19 protein-coding genes and 1 pseudogene are annotated in these 18988 nt (G+C 39.6%); 18 read left to right on the forward strand and 2 right to left on the reverse strand.

Annotated elements, in window-relative coordinates; all coding sequences use genetic code 11:
* Both filE and R5R67_RS17165 read left to right on the forward strand, forming a co-directional pair.
* A partial coding sequence (gene filE, locus R5R67_RS17160; protein WP_163093726.1) for a putative pilus assembly protein FilE occupies window positions 1-919 on the forward strand: 919 nt, incomplete at its 5' end.
* Window positions 920-938: 19 nt separating this feature from the next.
* On the forward strand, window positions 939-2864 hold the full coding sequence (locus R5R67_RS17165) for a hypothetical protein (protein ID WP_001035110.1): 1926 nt from the start codon (window positions 939-941) through the stop codon (window positions 2862-2864).
* A gap of 49 nt (window positions 2865-2913) precedes the next feature.
* Here R5R67_RS17165 and R5R67_RS17170 read toward each other — a convergent pair whose 3' ends face one another.
* Window positions 2914-3462, reverse strand: coding sequence for an NUDIX hydrolase (locus tag R5R67_RS17170; protein ID WP_000006663.1), 549 nt, complete (start codon window positions 3460-3462; stop codon window positions 2914-2916).
* A gap of 114 nt (window positions 3463-3576) precedes the next feature.
* Here R5R67_RS17170 and R5R67_RS17175 point away from each other — a divergent pair, with 114 nt between their 5' ends.
* From R5R67_RS17175 to fghA, 6 genes and pseudogenes are all read left to right on the forward strand, one after another.
* Window positions 3577-4203, forward strand: coding sequence for a CoA pyrophosphatase (locus R5R67_RS17175; protein WP_002000136.1), 627 nt, complete (start codon window positions 3577-3579; stop codon window positions 4201-4203).
* A 22-nt stretch (window positions 4204-4225) separates the two neighbouring features.
* Window positions 4226-4753, forward strand: a pseudogene (locus R5R67_RS17180) (gamma carbonic anhydrase family protein).
* 132 nt (window positions 4754-4885) lie between these two features.
* Window positions 4886-5551 (forward strand): tRNA (adenosine(37)-N6)-threonylcarbamoyltransferase complex dimerization subunit type 1 TsaB, encoded by a 666-nt coding sequence (gene tsaB / locus R5R67_RS17185; RefSeq protein WP_000770256.1) that lies wholly within the window; start codon window positions 4886-4888, stop codon window positions 5549-5551.
* A gap of 11 nt (window positions 5552-5562) precedes the next feature.
* Window positions 5563-6354: a class I SAM-dependent methyltransferase gene (locus R5R67_RS17190; RefSeq protein WP_318755029.1), complete on the forward strand. Its 792-nt coding sequence runs from the start codon at window positions 5563-5565 to the stop codon at window positions 6352-6354.
* Window positions 6355-6490: 136 nt separating this feature from the next.
* Complete coding sequence (locus R5R67_RS17195; RefSeq protein WP_000566250.1) at window positions 6491-7942, forward strand: C13 family peptidase; 1452 nt, start codon at window positions 6491-6493, stop codon at window positions 7940-7942.
* Window positions 7911-8759, forward strand: a complete 849-nt coding sequence (gene fghA, locus R5R67_RS17200) for an S-formylglutathione hydrolase (RefSeq protein WP_001176408.1) — start codon at window positions 7911-7913, stop codon at window positions 8757-8759. The genes R5R67_RS17195 and fghA overlap by 32 nt, the downstream gene beginning before the upstream one ends.
* Here the strand turns inward: fghA and R5R67_RS17205 are convergent, their stop codons facing one another.
* The gene (locus tag R5R67_RS17205) at window positions 8760-9032 is read right to left on the reverse strand and encodes a DUF2218 domain-containing protein (protein ID WP_000843456.1); all 273 of its coding nucleotides are present in this window, start codon (window positions 9030-9032) and stop codon (window positions 8760-8762) included. It lies immediately after the preceding gene.
* A 184-nt stretch (window positions 9033-9216) separates the two neighbouring features.
* Here R5R67_RS17205 and rpe point away from each other — a divergent pair, with 184 nt between their 5' ends.
* From rpe to nadA, 10 genes are all read left to right on the forward strand, one after another.
* A complete protein-coding gene (gene rpe, locus R5R67_RS17210; protein ID WP_000043044.1) occupies window positions 9217-9903 on the forward strand; it encodes a ribulose-phosphate 3-epimerase in 687 nt (228 codons plus the stop codon).
* A 356-nt stretch (window positions 9904-10259) separates the two neighbouring features.
* The gene (locus R5R67_RS17215; RefSeq protein ID WP_000216415.1) at window positions 10260-11081 is read left to right on the forward strand and encodes a Cof-type HAD-IIB family hydrolase; all 822 of its coding nucleotides are present in this window, start codon (window positions 10260-10262) and stop codon (window positions 11079-11081) included.
* 100 nt (window positions 11082-11181) lie between these two features.
* The gene (locus R5R67_RS17220) at window positions 11182-11577 is read left to right on the forward strand and encodes a hypothetical protein (protein WP_000174917.1); all 396 of its coding nucleotides are present in this window, start codon (window positions 11182-11184) and stop codon (window positions 11575-11577) included.
* 40 nt (window positions 11578-11617) lie between these two features.
* Window positions 11618-13552, forward strand: a complete 1935-nt coding sequence (locus tag R5R67_RS17225) for a copper resistance system multicopper oxidase (RefSeq protein ID WP_000018560.1) — start codon at window positions 11618-11620, stop codon at window positions 13550-13552.
* Complete coding sequence (locus tag R5R67_RS17230; RefSeq protein ID WP_001223253.1) at window positions 13539-14294, forward strand: copper resistance protein B; 756 nt, start codon at window positions 13539-13541, stop codon at window positions 14292-14294. Before R5R67_RS17225 ends, R5R67_RS17230 begins: the two co-directional genes overlap by 14 nt.
* A 28-nt stretch (window positions 14295-14322) precedes the next feature.
* A complete protein-coding gene (locus tag R5R67_RS17235) occupies window positions 14323-15318 on the forward strand; it encodes a cation transporter (protein WP_001131878.1) in 996 nt (331 codons plus the stop codon).
* A gap of 149 nt (window positions 15319-15467) precedes the next feature.
* Window positions 15468-15788, forward strand: a complete 321-nt coding sequence (locus R5R67_RS17240; protein WP_000312237.1) for a DMT family transporter — start codon at window positions 15468-15470, stop codon at window positions 15786-15788.
* A gap of 11 nt (window positions 15789-15799) precedes the next feature.
* Window positions 15800-16279, forward strand: coding sequence for a methylated-DNA--[protein]-cysteine S-methyltransferase (locus R5R67_RS17245; RefSeq protein WP_000927479.1), 480 nt, complete (start codon window positions 15800-15802; stop codon window positions 16277-16279).
* A 136-nt stretch (window positions 16280-16415) separates the two neighbouring features.
* Complete coding sequence (argJ, locus tag R5R67_RS17250) at window positions 16416-17636, forward strand: bifunctional glutamate N-acetyltransferase/amino-acid acetyltransferase ArgJ (RefSeq protein WP_000268125.1); 1221 nt, start codon at window positions 16416-16418, stop codon at window positions 17634-17636.
* A gap of 146 nt (window positions 17637-17782) precedes the next feature.
* Window positions 17783-18847, forward strand: coding sequence for a quinolinate synthase NadA (gene nadA / locus R5R67_RS17255; protein ID WP_001278263.1), 1065 nt, complete (start codon window positions 17783-17785; stop codon window positions 18845-18847).
* Window positions 18848-18988: the final 141 nt, after the last annotated feature.

Here is an 18988-nt window from a genome sequence, read left to right on the forward strand (position 1 = left end):
TGCACCGACTGCACCGACTGCACCGACTGCACCGCAAAAAACTCAGAAAAATACAAAAACTGTTTCAGTAGTCAGTAATGATTTAAAAACATCCACAGAAAAAAATAAAATTATTGAGAGCGGAAATGCCCCTTCAGTATCTAATAATGAATGGCAAAAAAAGTTAGTTCTCGTTCCTCCACCAATAAAGAGTACATCTCAAGCTGCACCATCCTCCGATTCTTCACTCGATAAATCTAAATTTACAACTATTGATGGTGTAGAGTATGTAAATAATGAATATCTTGAAGATCAAGAATTTAACATTGAAGGTAAGAAGCGGTTTTACCTTATGCCTGATGGTTTGGGGCGCACTGAATCAGTAGAGCGGAAAAAGGGGGTAAGTCGATCAACTTTAGATCAGCTTTTCAATCGACAAACTCAAGACCAAGACTCTACTGTTGTTTTAGCGCCGACGTATATGCGTTTGTCTTCACAAGAGCTAGAAGCAGCTTTTGAACAAGATAAGTGCTTTATTAAAGATTATAAAAAATCAATTAAAACGCTTAGCACAAATAAGGAAGTAAACTTATGGCCACGGAAGCCATTGAAAGAAAAATTTGAATATGAGTTGGTACAGTTAAATCCTTCTGTTCAGCATTTAAAAGTTATGTCTTTTGCTTCTAGTAATGAGAAGCCTCTATATTATTGGCCACTCGTTGTATTTTTGGATGATAAAGGCTGTATTCTGGAAGGAGTGAGCGGGTTTAAAAGCAAATCTTATCCTTCGACTATGTTACAGCATGCATCGATTCAAGGAGTTTTAAAAGTACCGCCTTCAGCACATTATATTATGATGACGCCTTTATCTTCTGCTGTGGATGTTACAGAAAAAGAGTTAACAAATCAGGGACAAATTCAAATTTCGGTATTACGTTAAAAATAAGTAGGGTAGCTAAATGAATAAAAAAATTTTATGGCCTTTTGCTCTTACCACAATTGCATTGATGTTAAATGGTTGTGGTGGAGGAAGTTCGACAATTAATGAGAATCCTTCTAATGGATCAGGAGGAGCTAGTTCTAGTGGAAGCTGTTCTGTAACGAATAGCGATTGTCTACAATTTTTTTTAGATTACCCGATTGCTGGTCTTAATTTTACCTGTAGTAGTACTGGCAGCCAAAGTTTTATTACTAAAGCTTCAGGAAATATTGTCATCGGTTCTTGTAAAGTTGGTGATACAGCGACCTTCTATTTGCAAGGTGCTAAGAATCCAAGAAAAGTAGAATTAGGTTCAGTTAAGTTAGATTCAGTCTCAAAAATTCAAATGACTGTGCCACCTCGTCTAAAAGTCATAGATATGGCAATAGGATTAACAGGGCAGACTCCAACATCGCTTAGTCCTAGTGACCCTACTATTCGCGTAGCAATGGCATTAGTAAAAGTTTTCCAAAGCATTGGCTTGGAAAGAGGAGATAATGTAGTTGGTGATTTACAACCAACGCAATTTACTGAAGATAAGAAAAATACATTAAATGTTGTACTGCAAAATATCACGGCAACAGAATGGAAAAATGGTGCCTATGTCAATTTGTTAAAACCATGGTTAGATGTAAGCCAGATTTCAGATGAGCAGGCTTTCGACCTTATAACCCAGTTAGCAAACTTAAGTTTGGTTGGATTATATCAATCAGATTATATTACTTTGGCAAAACCTAATTTAGTTGCTGAAAACTTTTATGGATGTAATTTAACGAATTTAAAAGATTGCTCAAAAAATAGTGCGAATACCCAACATGTATTTGGCAACTTATTTTTGCTATCTGACCGTCAAGGTTATACATTTGGTTATGGGTTACAATGGAAAGGGACTAGCACTACCTCAAGCCAGCTAGCAATTGGAGCCGTGTTGGAGGTATTGACAAAAGCTAAGCCAACTCAAATGATTGCCAATGCACAGACTACTTGGCTTGACCCAATAAAAACAGAAATTAGATCAACTCAGCCGTTCCGTTTGAAAACTTCTAATAATACAAATGAAGATTTAGTAATTTACCAAGGTAAATTATTAAATGATTCACTTATTGCCGGACATGATAGTTCGTATTTAGCTTTAACCAATACTGAAACTCCTAACCCACAACATTATGCATTATGGAGACAGTCCGTAGGTACCCAAAATTATAATGGCTCTATGGATATTTATAAGGTGAGCCCTGCTAGTTTCCTCTTAAAAGATATTTTTAAGACTTCTAAAAATGTAGCAACAGGCCAAACATATATTTTCCCTTTATATGCAACATTAAGATTCCAGTTCAATACGGCTGGTATTGCACCAATTGATTTAGGTATTGTGGTTGATGAATATGGGGACATTCGGACTGATATCAAACCTAATGCAACGGCGACCGATATGTCTGGGCAATGTGGTGTTGTTTCTGATAATACTATGATCGATAACAATGGGGTTCAACAGTATCGTATAGGAACAACTGGAGGAACAGAATCTTCCACAAATGATAAATCCGTTACTGTAAGAATGATTCTTGCTGAGCCTCAATTAGGGAATTTGAATGGGATTGTGGTAGGCCTTAACTCAAATGTCATACAAGCAATTAAAGAAACAGGTAGCCAATCTTTAACAGTAAGTGGGGCAAAAATTAACGTTGCCAATCTATTACAAGGTCAGGCAAGTGGTGCAAATCTTACGACTTATGATAATAAAACAGTTAATTGGTTGAATCCATATGCCTTTTATCAACAAGTTTATAACAATATTGAAAATGTCTCACCTGCACCAACTGAAGCTGAAAAAGCACTGGGACAGCGTATGGCTGGAACAGTAACCCTTAGAACCGCTGATTGTTATCAAATTAAGACAAAATAAGGGTTTAAAAAAAAGACCGCAAATGCGGTCTTTTTTATTATCTAGCTCATTAGCCTGTATGGTCTAAACGAGTTCCTAACGTCTCTAGATGTGTTGGAAAAACTTGTTGTTTACGGTCTTCGAAATAATGTCTTAATGTGTGTTCAACACTAGGAAAGGCAAGTTCACCCCATGGGATTTCATGTTCTTCAAACAGTCGACATTCGATACTTTCTTCGCCAGCACCGAAAATGCCATCTTTCAGCTGTGCTTTGAACAACACATAAATTTGCCCAATACGGGGAATATTGTACATGCAATAAAGTTGTTCTATTTCAATCTCGGCTTCTGCCTCTTCACGAGTTTCACGCGCCGCACCTTGTTCCATGGTTTCGAATAATTCCATATAACCCGCAGGCAAAGTCCATAAGCCATAACGAGGTTCAATCGCACGACGACAAAGTAATACTTTGTCTTCCCATAACGCTAAGGCACCGCAGATTACTTTGGGGTTTTCATAGTGAATATTTCCACAATGAGTACAAACACGGCGTACTTTATGATCACCTAAAGGAATTTTTTGTTCGGTTTTATGCCCACACGCTACACAGAAACTCATAATTATCATCGAGTATAGAGATGCCTCAGCATAACTGAATTTTTAGACTTACGCATCAACTCTATTCCCTAAGTTTGATTTTCAGATATGATGCAAAGAGAGACAGAATAATAGGTGAATGGTATGGAAGAGCACTTGCTAACACAAAAGTTACAGCAAAGATTGCGCTTTTCCACCCGCATACAAGAAGCACAAGCTGCGGTACTTATTGCGATTACGAATGAAAATAATCCTAAGGTACTGCTTACACGCCGTTCAATACATATGAACAACCATGCGGGGGAAGTTTCTTTTCCTGGTGGCAAGCGTGACCCTAGTGATACTAGTAATATTGTTGTAGCGCTAAGAGAAGCTCAAGAAGAGACGGCTTTAAATCCATTTGATGTGCAGTTGTTAGGCGATTTGCCGATGCAACGTGCAAGAAGTGGCTTGTCTGTAAAACCGATTGTTGGGCTTATTCCTCCTGAGGTAACTTTAATTCCTCAGCCCACCGAAATTGATCGAATTTTCTTTGTGCCTTTACAGCAACTTATAGAGACGCGTCCGACGCCATATGAAGTGCGATATGCTCATCAATCTTTATACTTCCCAAGCTTGCAGATTGATAATGAAATTATTTGGGGTCTCACAGCGCGAATGTTAATTGCCTTATTTAAATATGGTTTAGGCTACCAAAAAGAATGGCCATTTCTACTGAATGCACCAACGTTTGGAATGCCAAAATTTTCTCATAAAAAATAAAGATCAGGACTGATAAATTATGATGTATAGCTATCAAGGACAGCATCCAAAAGCCTAACATGAGCCATGGGATGGCTGGGTTGCTCCAACTGCAACGCTTATTGGACAAGTAGAACTAGGCCGTCAGGTCAGTATTTGGTTTGGTGCTGTAGTACGTGCCGATAATTGTGTCGTTCGGATTGGTAATTTTTCTAATATTCAAGAAAATTCGGTATTACATACTGATGCGGGCCTTGAGCTAAATATTGGCGAATATGTCACTGTTGGGCATAAAGTCATGTTGCATGGTTGTACGATTGGCGATAACAGTTTGATTGGTATGAATGCTGTCATTTTAAATCGAGCCGTGATTGGTAAGAACTGTATTATTGGTGCGAATGCTTTAATACCGGAAGGTAAAGTGATTCCAGATAACTCAGTGGTAATGGGCTCACCTGGCAAAATTGTAAAAACTTTAGATGAAGAAGGCGCAGCAAAAATACGCTTGAGCGCACTACATTATGCTGAACACTTTAAAAGCTATGCCGATTTGAAAGAATTCCATTTTTAAAATTTTAGCGAGATATTTTCGATGCCAAGCACCAGCTTGGCGTTTTTATTTAGATAGGAACAACTCGCCTATCAGAGCCGAGTGGGGTATCATAACTTCCGTTTTTAATCTGATTGAATACTAAGGTTGTGCATGAAACTGCTGGCGTTGGAAACTGCAAACGAGCAATGTTCCATTTCATTAATCGATGAAACCCAAGAACTCTTTTTCCAACTCGATACGCGAGCGAAAGCACAAACCCAGACCATTTTGCCAATGATTGAGCAAGGGTTACAACAAACTGGACTTGACGTAGCTGGTTTAGATGCAATTGCCTTTAGTCGAGGGCCCGGCTCTTTTAGTGGTGTTCGAATTAATGCAGCAGTTGCTCAGGCTTTAGCTTGGTCACAAGATTTACCAGTAATTCCAGTTTCTACCTTACAGGCTCTCGCACAAGCGGCTTACCGACTTGAAGGTTTAGAACAGGTGACTGCGGTACTCGATGCACGTATGAATGAAGTTTACATTGCAAGTTTTGTTCTAGATGAGCAAGGCATCATGCAGTGTATAGATGAAGAAAAATTAATGAACTACGAGCAAGCGGCTGCCTATGCAAAGCATTGCTTAATCGGTTCGGGTGCTAAGCTCCTTCAAACTGACGCAGAACATCAAACAATCACTGCCACTGCACAAGACATTGCTTCGATTGCACGTGTGTATGCAGCGCAAAAGCAGTGGGTTGATGCTGAACATGCTTTACCAGTTTACTTGCGTGATGATGCATGGAAAAAAATTGCGGATCAGGGCAAAGCAAATTAAAGGCACTGCGCATGCACATATATTTTGAAGTAGATTTTCAAGAACAAGCACAGCACTACCAAGCTGTGCTTCATTCTAGAGGCGTGACTGTCGATTTACAGCCTATTGAAAAACTCAATGCCCGTTTTTTACGTTTAAATCCTGACCTGGCTCTTTGTGTAGATCAAAACGGGCTTTGGTTATCTGCTAATGGCATGAAAATGCAGCCTGACTGGAAAGCTGAAATTCCGCGTTTAAAACGAGCAAGTCTTAAATTGGAAATGATTGCTCGTGCTTGTCAGTTAGGTGAAAAGCCAGTACTGGTCGATGCTACAGCGGGCTTAGGTCATGACAGCTTACTTATGGCTTATCTAGGTGCTCAAATTCAGCTCGTTGAGCGCCATCCGATTTTATTTACTTTACTTGAGGATTCAAAAGCTCAGGCACAGCATGATCCATTTTTAAGCCAATTTATGGATCGTATTCAACTGATCTTCGCTGACTCTGCAAGCTATTTACAGCAATTAGATCAAGAAGAAAAAACAGTTGATGTGGTCTACCTTGACCCGATGTTCCCACAGCGCGATCAAAATCAACAAGCAATTAAAAAACAAGCCCAAGTCAAAAAGCAGATGCAGCTTTTGCATTTACTTTTACCCGAAGATGGAGAAATGGATTTGGGTGATCATTTGCTAGAGCTAGCCAAAAAAGTTGCAAAGCGAGTGATTGTAAAACGTCCACGACATGCTGTTTTTTTAGCAAATCAAGAGCCAGCCCATCAGTGGCAGGGGGATGCTTGTCGTTTTGATGCTTACTTTCAGTAAGCTTATGTAAGGTTAAGTTTTATTGCTTGAATAATGCACAAATATATGTGATATAGTTCAAAAGCATGATTGCTAAAATTCTTAGCAGGCATACACTTATGGTGCCTGACAAAAACGAAATTTTTGAAACCTTTTTATGATTGATCTCAAACCTTCCATTAACTTTTGGCATGATTTTAAAAGTAACCAGCTTGCCGGAATGTGGTTATTTTTGGGGTCAAGACGTTCCTTACAGATCGTACATCCCTCTATTCTTCAGCTCATTGTTTGGGGAATATTAGGTGGGTGTACCAACTCACTTTATAGTTGGCTTGTTGCCGGTCAAATTGGCGACTTCAACTCACAAGGTCTAATTGGATACGCACTTTGGCCTTTTATTGCTCTTATTGTTGGTATTTTCTTATCACAGCGTATTAATCAGCCGCGTTTAATGTTGGTTCCAGCCTTATTGTGGTTGGTTTTAGATACCAATATCTTATTAATACAGTGTTTAATTCAATATTTGGGATCTAATGGTTATCTAAACTTTATTCCCGATGCTATTTATAACGGTATTTTACCTGGTTTGTTTGTAGCACTTTTTGTGTGGCAAAGTTTGGCGGTTATTTGGGTTTTCTCACGTGAGCTTAAGTGGCCTTGGTGGGAGCGGGCATTGGTTATGGTTGCGACCATTGCGACCATGGTGGTTTGGCAACTTTCCGTAAAAGATCAGCCTATTTGGAAAGTGGAAGATTCTCCACCTACTTTTGCCGAAGATGCTTTTTATGCACAAAGTAAATTACTTCATGATGCTTTAGAGCAAGTTCAATATGGTGAGCTAGCTAAAAGTCATTGGTATTTCTTGGGTGTTGCAGGCGATAGTTATCAAGACGTTTTTAAATCGGAAGTGGTTCGTATTAAAGAACAATTCGATACACGTTTCGGTACAGTCGGGCGTTCAATGATGCTGGTTAATAATCCGGATACCCGAACCGAAATCCCGATTGCGTCTAAAACCAGTATAGAGTTGGCCTTACGCCGTATAGGCCAGCAAATGAACCGTGATAGTGATGTGTTATTTTTATATATGACATCGCACGGTGAACAAAACCATTTTGAAATTGAAAATGCACCTCTAGATTTGGGGCAAGTCGATCCGAAATGGTTACGTGAAACGCTCGATAAAGCGGGGATTCGTTGGCGTGTAATTGTCATTTCTGCTTGTTACTCAGGAAGTTTTATTCCGGCGTTACAGTCACCTGATACTTTAATTATTACTGCATCTGCTGCGGATAAAACTTCGTTCGGTTGTAATAACGAAGCTGATTATACTTATTTTGGACGAGCTTTCTTTGATTTGGCGATGCGAGAGCAGTCTTCTATGAAAGATTCGTTTAATGCCGCTAAGCAAACCGTAACCAAATGGGAAGTAGCTCAAGGTGTAGAACCTTCAGAGCCACAATGGATGATTGGTAAGAATATGGAACTTATGCTACCTCAGTTGGAAAAATATCTTTTTCCTCAACCAAATACAGGTAGTGTAAATATTGCTCAGACACAAACAGAGGCTAAAAACGATGCAACTCCTGCAAAAAAACCGCTGCTTTGAAGGTGAGCAGCGCATTTATCAGTTTGATTCTCAATTATTAAAAGGCTCTACTAAGTTTGGGGTTTATTTGCCACCTGCTGCTTTAGAAGGTAAACCTTGCTCAACTTTGTTTTACTTAGCGGGTTTAACATGTACTGAAGAAACTTTTGCCATTAAGGCACATGCACAGCATATGGCTGCCCAGCTTAGTCTTATACTGATTACACCTGATACTTCACCTCGTGGTGGACAAGTTGCAGTAGGTGACAATTGGGATTTAGGTCAAGGCGCAGGCTTTTATATTAATGCCACAGAAGCACCTTGGTCTGAGCATTATCAGATGGAAAGCTATTTAATCGATGAGTTATATCCACTTATTTTAAAAAGTTTTCCAGTCAATGCTCAACAAGTCGGTATTTTTGGACATTCAATGGGAGGACATGGCGCCTTAACTTTAGCTTTTAAATATCCTGAGAAGTTTAAGTCAGTGTCTGCATTTGCACCGATTTGCGCGCCAACCGAATGTGCATGGGGTGAAAAAGCATTTAGCCATTATTTAGGTACAGACCGCGATAGCTGGTTGGCTCATGATGCCACGGCTTTAGTCTCAAAAAATGGTGCGGTATTTAATGAAATTTTGGTGGATCAGGGGTTAGATGACCAATTTTATGAACAACTTCACCCTGAAAAATTTAAACAAGCATGTTTAAAGGCAGGACAGCCTTTAACTTTAAGACAACATGCTGGCTATGATCATGGCTATTATTTTATCCAGACCTTTATGGATGAGCATTTGCAGTTTCATGCAATCCAGTTGGAAAAAGTCGCTGGCGAATAATTAGTGCTGCCATTCCACCTGAAATTCTTGTTGAGCCATGCGGTTTAGATGATCAAGGACAACTTTTTCCAAGTGGTTGTGGTCATCTAACTGACTATCAATAGCAACATTTAACTGCTCTGTTTCTGGTGCAAGCGTAATGGTTGCGGTAGGCATTAAGATTTTAAAATCTTGTTCAGTTTCTTGTACTTCAAACTTATGTTTCCAATGATTAACTAGACGTTTTGCAATGCGTTTTCCATCATTTGTTAATAGATGAGTTGTGCTTTTCATTATCAATCCTCACATTGGTTTAATATACCTTAACAAATTCGTTTGACACTTGGCATTCTATAGTAGCAACGTTACGTTGCAAGTTTGAAATGTTGTCATTTAAGCAAGGAAGAGCGGGCCAAGTAGGTTCTTTTTTGTTATAATTTTTAGCCTCTCCTTAAATTTTTAGCCAGGTCATCCACCTATGTCCAAGCCTTATTTGATTGCTCCTTCTATTTTATCTGCCGATTTTGCTCGTTTAGGCGAAGATGTAGACAAAGTGTTAGCTGCAGGTGCCGATGTAGTGCATTTTGATGTGATGGATAATCACTATGTTCCAAATTTAACTTTTGGTGCAGGTGTGTGTAAGGCTTTAAAAAATTATGGAATTACTGCTCCTGTTGATGTGCATTTAATGGTATCTCCAGTTGACCGTATTATTGGTGATTTCCTAGAAGCAGGCGCAGATATCATTACGTTTCACCCAGAAGCTTCTCATCACATTGACCGTTCATTACAGCTTATTAAGTCTGGTGGTGCTAAAGCAGGATTAGTTTTTAACCCAGCCACACCATTGCATTATCTAGACTATGTTCTTGATAAAGTTGACCAAATTTTATTAATGAGTGTAAACCCAGGTTTTGGTGGCCAAAAGTTCATTCCAATGACTTTAGAAAAATTACGTGAAGCGCGTAAAATTATTGATGCAAGTGGCCGTGATATCCGTTTAGAAGTAGACGGTGGAGTTGGTCCTGCAAATATCCGTGAAATTGCAGAAGCTGGTGCTGATATGTTCGTTGCTGGCTCGGCAATTTTTGGTCAACCAGATTATAAAGTTGTGATTGATCAAATGCGTGCAGAGCTTGCAAAAGTCGGTAGTGTAGACGCTTAAAAAAAGAATATTAAGCTGAGAGTAAACTTGTGGATAACTTTGTTTATAACTGTATGGATAACTGTGTTGATAACCATATGGATAAGATGTTGGTAAAATAAACAAAATCAGATCAACCGTTTATTCTCTAAGCAAAATGTATGAAAAAAGAACGCCTTGGCGTTCTTTTTCTATTCTATCGGGATATTTTTGGATCTGTTTTTTTATTAAGCTTTGCTAAAAAATAACCTGTGCAAAAAACGAAAGGGTTTGTGTAAAACTTTTTAAAATATATTGAATAGAAAACTGTAAAAGTGTCATGAAAAATAAAGCTAAATTTGATTTAATAAGATTTTAGTAAGAGACATAGATCATTAATGACAGTAAAAATTTTAGCGGTAGATATGGATGGGACTTTTCTTAATTCTAAGAAGCAGTACAACAAAGCACGTTTTTTAAAACAGTATGAACAACTAAAACAAAATAATATCCGTTTTGTAGTCGCTAGTGGCAACCAGCTTGCAAAGCTTGTTACGTATTTTCCAGAAATTAATCATGAGATTGCTTTTATTGCCGAAAATGGTGCTCATGTTGTAGATGCGGGGCAAGAGTTAGCTTTTGCTCATTTAAGCAAAGAGCAATTCATTGAGATTTTAAATGCGATTGACCCAGTGTATACCTCTAAAATGGTGATCTGCGGAAAACAGAGTGCTTATGTGCATAGCAGTATGAATGCAGAAGATTATGCTAAAGTCGCTCGCTATTTTGAAAAGCTGACGGTTATAGATGACTTTTATGCACTAGATGACTTGGTGTGTAAAATTACTTTTACTGCGCAGGAAAATGAAAGTTTTACGATTTTTGAGCATTTTCAGAAGCAAAGTTTTGTAAAAGATAAGGTTTTGGTACCAGTTTCAAGTGGCTTTAATTTTATCGATTTGATTCTTCCGGACCAGCACAAAGCACATGGTTTGAAGCTATTATTGCAAAAATGGCAGGTTCAACCCGATCAAGTCGTTGCGATTGGTGATAACAATAATGATATCCAGATGATTAAAGCAGCAGGTTATGGGTTTGCAGTCGAAAATGCAGTTGAAGCCTTAAAATCCGTTGCTCCTTACACAACTGCAAATAATGAGCAAGAAGGTGCATTACAGGTAATTGATTTGGTTCTTCAGCATCAACCTCCATTTGCTTAATGACCTCAATAACAATCATCTAAGATGGAAAATTGTATCTAATTTAAAACTTGGTTATGCTAAACAACTAAGATAAGTAGATTGCTCAAGGCAATAAATGATGACATTGCAACACTTACACAAGTATGCTTGGTTTGTGTTCCTGATGACTTTAGTTATTGGGTGGAGTGGTGTGTCTATTGCTCAGACACCTATGCAGCATGATCTTCATACTATGCCGTGTCATAGTGAGCAAATGAAACATCACTCTATGCATATTCAAGCTGATGAGCAGGCAACGTGTCATCAATCTATGGGGCAGGTTTCTCACCAACATGGTGAACACTGCCAAGACTGTAACCCGGTCCATTGTCAGATGGTAAATCTGGCTTTACAGCAAGCTGTACCAGATATTGAATCATCATTTATTCCTATTCCATCTCAATTTAGTAGTATTTATCAGGCACAGCATTTAGCCGGATACTGGCAAGAAATCTTACGTCCACCAAAAGCTTAATCCTTTCTTACTTATTTTTTTAGTTAAAAGGATTAAAGCAATGTCTCATAAAACGATTAGCAGCCTCGTCGCTGTATTTGGTCTAGTGGTTTCACCATGGACTCTCGCGGCAATTAAGGAATATCACCTTAATATTAATGAACAACAAGTCAATGTTACGGGCAAACCCCTTAAACGAATTACCGTAAATGGAAAATTTACAGCACCACTCCTTGAGTTTGAAGAGGGGGATGAGGCTGTTATTCACGTCCATAATCAATTAAAGAATCAAGATACCTCTTTACACTGGCATGGGTTGTTACTGCCAGGGTTAATGGATGGTGTGCCGGGTTTTAATAATTTTAAAGGGATTGCTCCAAATGGAGATTTTGTTTACCGCTTTAAGGTGAAACAAAATGGCACATATTGGTATCACGCCCATAGTAAAGGCCAAGAGCAAGACGGTTTATATGGGCCGCTTGTGATTTACCCAAAAGGCAAAATACCAGTTGCGGCGCATGAAAAAACTGATCGTGATTATGTAGTGATGCTTTCAGATTTCCATGATTCTTCTAGCGATAGCATTATGAAGAATTTGAAGAAATCTGCTGAGTATTATCAAAACCGCCGTGAAACTGTATCTGATGTATGGAAGCAAGTTAAAGCACAAGGCTTAAAAGCAACTTGGCAAGATCGTTCAATGTGGAATCAGATGCGGATGTTAAAAACCGATATGTCTGATGTGACGGGTTATACCTTCTTAGTTAACGGCAAGACACCTCAGCAAAACTGGACAGGTAACTTTAAAGCTGGTGATAAGGTTCGATTGCGATTTATTAATGCATCAGCAATGTCATTTTTTGATGTCAGAATTCCAAATTTGAAAATGACAGTTGTAAGTGCAGATGGGCAGCCAGTCAAACCTGTTGCAATTGACGAGTTTCGTATTGGTACAGCTGAAACCTACGATGTCATTGTGGAACCTAAACAGCCAAATTATCAGATTGAAGCAGAGTCTATTGACCGTAGTGGTTTTGCTATCGGTACTTTGCACAATGAAAATACGCAGGCTGTGGGACCAGTCCAAATGCCAACACCACGTCCACGTGCTTTATTGACCATGGATGATATGGGCATGAGTCATGGTGGTGGAAGTAATGAACATGCTGGCCATCAAATGAACATGCAACATGACATGTCGGCCATGCCTGAAATGAAAAAAGAGACGACTCAGGCTAATCATGATCACACAATGATGAATATGGATCATGACATGAAAAATATGTCATCTGACGGGCATGATCATTCCATGATGCACATGACGCATGATATGTCAGCGATGTCTGAAATGAACCATGATATGCAGGCAATGTCAGCTAGCGAGCATGACCACGCTATGATGAATATGAATCATGAGATGCCTGCTCAATCTGAGAATAAGCCTAAAAAGGATGAACCAGTTTATGGCTGGGCAAATGCTTCAACGCCAGCTGGTATGAAAGCACTGCAATATAGCGATTTGCAATCTTTAACACCTCAGCCAGATACCCGTGCGCCCGAACGAGAATTAGTCATTCGTTTAGGTGGCAACATGGAGCGTTATATCTGGACCATTAATGGTAAGAAATTTAGTGACACGACACCTTTACAAGTTAAGTATGGTGAACGCATACGCTTGAAGTTTGTGAATGACAGTATGATGGCTCATCCAATGCATTTACATGGCATGTTTATGCAATTGGAAAATGGTCAACAAGCTGAAAACTTACCAAATAAACATACCATTATTGTTCCACCCGGAAAGACCGTTACTGCGTTATTGACAGCCGATGCGTTGGGAGAATGGGCGATTCATTGCCATCTGCTCTATCACATGAGTGCTGGAATGATGAATAAATTAATTGTTGCTCAAGTCAACGATGGACAACAACCCGCTCAGTCCCAGCCAACTGTTCAATCTGAAAATGAGAAAGGAGCTAGTCATGCGCATCACTAAGTTATTTTCTCAAATGATATGTTGCGGTGCTTTCTCGGGTATATCTGTATTTGCTTTTGCTCAAGAACCTTTAACACACGATCATTTACGCGAACATGGTGGACAGGTTTATCAAGCAACAAAGATTGATACTGGCTGGACCCAAAATGAAGAGGATGAAAGCAGTTTTTCTTCTGAATTGGAAAGCTGGGTAGGAACGGATGAAAATAAATTGTTCATTAAAGCCCATGTGGATAAAGCCGAGTCAGAAGATGCTAATTATGGCGGTTCATTACTTTATAGCCGCAATGTAGCTGACTATTGGGATGTACAGGCCGGGGTAAACTATGAACGTTTACAACGGGAAGACGAAAAGGAAGATCGCTGGGCTGGTGTAGTGGGCTTACATGGCATGGCGCCTTACTTTTTTGAAACCGATGCTTATCTGTATGTAGGTGAAGATCAGTTATGGAAGTTAAGCCTAGAGACAGAAAGAGATTTGCTTTTTACTCAAAAGTTGATTGGTAAGCCCTATTTAAAAGCAGATGTTGTTTTACAAGATGAATCTCGGTATGCCAGTAAAACAGGCCTGTCGAGTTTACAAGCTGGCTTTCAAACCCGTTATGAAATCAATAAAAAGGTCATGCCATTTGTTGATGTCGGTTATGGTTATGAAAAAGGTTTAAAACAAACCGCTTGGCAAACTGGAACCGACTCAGAACATGGTTGGTATTATGGAGCTGGGTTAACACTAAAATTCTAATTGCCGAACAAAAAGTAAGCTTAATGACATGCCATTGGTTTATACTGATGGCATTGTTTTTTGTGTCAGTTATGGTGCAAAGATGGCTTTAGAAAAACAAGAGAATCAAATAAATGTAAATAAAAGCTGTTCTAGCTGTGGGTGCTCAAATGTAGCAGCTCAGGACTTTTCTGTGGCAAGTGAACCTAGGGTAAATAAAACCCAATGGGTGAGTTATTATCATATTCCCCGTATGGATTGTGCAGCCGAAGAACAAATGGTACGAATGGCTTTAGCTTCTTATGCTGAACATATTCAAGAACTTCATTTTGATTTGCCCGCCCGCCACTTAGCGGTGTATCACAGTACTCAAGACGAAAAGATTACTCAGTGCCTGCAACGTCTAGGTTTAGGAGCCGAGTTACAACAAACACAGCCACATTATGAACCTGTTGAAAAACCTAAAAAGGTTCGAGCTAGTTCTTCAACCAATGCAACACAAAAACAAGTTTTACAATGGTTGTTACTCATTAATGGGGTCATGTTTGTCATTGAGTTGATGGCAGGCATTATTGCTTCATCGACAGGGTTAATCGCTGATTCGCTCGATATGTTTGCCGATGCTGCAATTTATGGTGTTGCATTATTTGTGGTAGGTAAAAACCTCGACGCTCAATTAAAGGCTGCACATCTTTCCGGATGGTTTCAGTTTGGTTTAGCCATAATCGTTTTAATTGATGTGCTGCGCCGTTTTATATATGGCAGTGAACCAGTTTCAATTTTAATGATTTTAATTGGGGGATTAGCGCTTGCGGCCAACATTAGTTGTCTTTACTTAATGAGTGACCATAAGGAAAGTGGGGAACATATGAAGGCCAGTTATATATTTTCTGCAAATGATGTCATCGTAAACTTAGGTGTCATTATTGCGGGAATACTGGTTGCAATCACAGGTTCGCGTTATCCTGATTTAATTATTGGATTGATTATTGTTTTGTTCGTTTTAAATGGTGCACGAAAAATTTTACAGTTAAAAAATGAATAATATTTTCTGATAGAGGCAAGCTTGAGTTCGGGTTTGCCTTCATTTTTTATTTTAAAGTAAACTGAGTCTTCACATACTGGAGGAACGACCTCCCCCATAATGGGTAATCATGTCGGGACGACCTGACACTATAAAAATTAGTGAATGTTATGGCTTGGGCTATTTTAATTTTAGCAGGTGTATTTGAAGTGATTTGGGCATATTCTATGAAAATGTCTGAAGGTTTTACACGCTTAACGCCTAGTATTATTACCGTAGTTTTTATGATTTTGAGTGTAGTTCTACTTTCAATTTCAATGAAAACTTTACCCCTTGGTACTGCTTATACGGTTTGGACAGGCATTGGTGCAATTGGATCATTTTTAGTTGGTATTTTCTTTCTTCATGAGCCTATTGGTGCGATGAGAATGATTGCCGCTGTACTGATTGTATCTGGACTGGTTCTAATGAAAATTTCATCTCCATCCTAAGAGGATCAAGTATGTTGCTGTCTTATAAGTATATCAATTCGCCTGTTGGGCAATTAAAGCTGGTTGCGAATGAAAATGCTTTGGTAGCAGTACTTTGGGACAATGAAAATCCAAAACGTGTTCGACTGGCAGAGCTGGTCGAACAACTTGAGCATCCAGTTTTATTAAAGACCGAACAACAATTACAAGAATATTTTGAAGGCAAACGCCGTGAGTTTACATTACCACTAGATTTTGAAGGGACTGCATTTCAAAAGCAGGTCTGGGCGGCATTACTGACGATTCCGTATGGTGAAACAAGAAGTTATAAAGATATTGCCGTTCAGATCGGAAATGAAAAAGCAGTGCGAGCAGTGGGTGCTGCAAATGGCAAAAATCCGATTTCAATTATTGCACCTTGTCACCGAGTCATTGGTGCGGGCGGCGCTTTGGTTGGTTTTGCCGGTGGTCTTGATAAGAAAGATATTTTATTAAGATTAGAGCAAAAATAAGCTATTTTTAGCGCTCGATTTTTTCAGGCTTTTCTAATAAGCTGTCAATTCTGATATTTCATATAAAGCGTGTTTTATAACCTCGCTATTTTCTGAAATATTAATCTATTCATAACAAACTCTGGAAGTTTTAAAAATGGCTGTCGGTGACGTAACAATGCCACAAATGCATGTGGTAAAAGGTGTAAAAATTGGCTCAACAGAAGCATATGTACGTTACCCAAACCGACGAGATCTAGTCATTTTTGAATTTGCAGAAGGTTCAAATGTTGCAGGTGTATTTACGCAAAATGCATTCTGTGCGGCACCTGTTCATGTCTCTAAAGCCCATCTTGCCGAAGGCAATCCTCGCTATTTAGTGATTAATACAGGTAATGCCAATGCTGGTACTGGTCCTACAGGTTTGAAAAATGCTCAGGATACTTGTGCAAAGTTAGCGGAGCTTGCTGGCGTTAACAGTTTCGAAGTACTTCCATTTTCTACAGGTGTGATTGGTGAACAGCTTCCGATGGAACGTTTACTCGCTGGCTTACAGCCTGCATTAAATAGCGTACAAGACGCTGCATGGAGTGATGCGGCATCTGGCATTATGACAACAGACACAGTGCCTAAAGGTGCATCTGAACAATTTGAGCTTGATGGTATGACTTATACCATGACCGGTATTAGTAAAGGCGCTGGGATGATCCGTCCAAACATGGCAACTATGCTGAGCTTTGTGGCAACAGATGCGCCTATTCACCGCGATTTAGTACAAAAGCTATTAAAGACTACAGTTGAGCATTCATTTAACCGTATTACCATTGATGGTGATACTTCAACAAATGACTCTTGTATTTTTGTAGCAACTGGTCAGGCTGGTGGTGCTGAAATTACATCGGAAAGCGATGCACGCTACGCTAAAGTATTAGAAGTACTTGCTCGTGTAATGAACCGTTTAGCACAGTTAATTGTCCGTGATGGAGAAGGTGCAACCAAGTTTATTACTGTTGCTGTTGAAGGCGGTGCAAATACTCAAGAATGTTGTGACATTGCTTATAGCATTGCGCATTCACCTCTTGTTAAAACTGCACTTTTTGCATCGGATCCGAACTGGGGACGTATTTTAGCTGCAATCGGCTATGCTGGAGTGAAAGACTTAGATGTGTCTAAAATTCAGGTATGGTTAGACGACGTGCAAATCTGTAAAGATGGTGGCGCAGCCGAGGACTATACCGAGGAAGCAGGTGCTCGTGTAATGGCACAAACCGAAATTACCATTCGTGTTGACTTAGGCCGCGGACAAGCCAAAGACACGGTATATACATGTGACTTATCTTACGACTATGTCAAGATTAATGCAGATTACCGTTCGTAAATATTCAGTTATAATCAAGCCTCGACAAAGAGGCTTTTTTATTAGCCCCATCTTTTGATATTAAATGATTGAATTTAGTAAATCGTTTAAGCAGTAACGTTATATGCGAGCAGGTATGCCAGCATGAAGGATAGAGAAGACGTTTTATGAGTGATGCGACTTTAATTGCCAACGATGCAAAAAACATTGTACAAGCGCATTTAGACCGTTTAGGTGAGCCAAAAGACAACCGCCTAAGTGAAGAAGCAAAACAACAAAAGTTTGCACAGATCGAAGCAGAGCTCAAAAAACGTGATGCTGTCCTTGTTGCTCACTACTATTGCGATCCAGATGTACAAGAACTTGCCGAGAAAACAGGTGGATGCGTTTCTGATTCTTTAGAAATGGCCCGTTTTGGACGAGATCATGCAGCCTCTACACTGGTTGTGGCTGGCGTTAAGTTTATGGGCGAAACAGCAAAAATTCTGTCTCCTGAAAAAACAATTCTTATGCCGACACTTGAAGCAACCTGCTCACTCGACTTGGGCTGTCCAGTCGATGAGTTCACGGCATTTTGTGATCAGCACCCTGACCACACTGTAGTGGTTTATGCCAATACATCGGCTGCTGTTAAAGCTCGTGCGGATTGGGTGGTGACTTCAAGCTGCGCAGTTGAAATTGTTGAGCATCTAGATAGCTTAGGCGAAAAAATTATTTGGGCACCAGATCAGCACTTAGGCCGTTATATTCAAAAGAAAACCGGCGCTGATATGTTGCTTTGGGATGGCGCATGTATTGTGCATGAAGAATTCCGTGCACGTGGCATTGCTAACATGAAAGCACTGTACCCAGATGCGGCTGTATTGGTCCATCCTGAGTCACCAGAGTCGGTGGTAGAAATTGCAGATGCAGTGGGTAGTACATCTCAATTGATTAAAGCTGCACAAACTTTGCCACACCAACGTTTAATCGTGGCAACGGACCGTGGCATTTTCTACAAAATGCAGCAAGCAGTACCAGATAAGATTCTGGTTGAAGCCCCAACAGCGGGTGAGGGCGCAACTTGTCGTTCATGTGCACACTGTCCGTGGATGGCGATGAATGAACTTGATGGAATTTTAGAAGTTTTACAAAAAGGTGATCAAGAAATACACGTTGACCCAGCACTTGCTGAACGTGCCCAAATGCCTTTAGATCGAATGTTAGCCTTTAGTGCATCATTAAAACGTTAAAAAGCCTCAAAATGCTTGTTAAATATACATTTGATAAGGATTTTTAACTTTTTTTGACAATAGGTGTTGACGTCTGAGGGCGTCGCGCCTAGAATGCACACCGTACCGCACGATGTGCGATACAGCAAAAGCTGAGATAGA

It is taken from the genome of Acinetobacter sp. OYA S30 (assembly GCF_033599315.1).
GTDB classification, from domain to species: Bacteria; Pseudomonadota; Gammaproteobacteria; order Pseudomonadales; family Moraxellaceae; genus Acinetobacter; species Acinetobacter baumannii.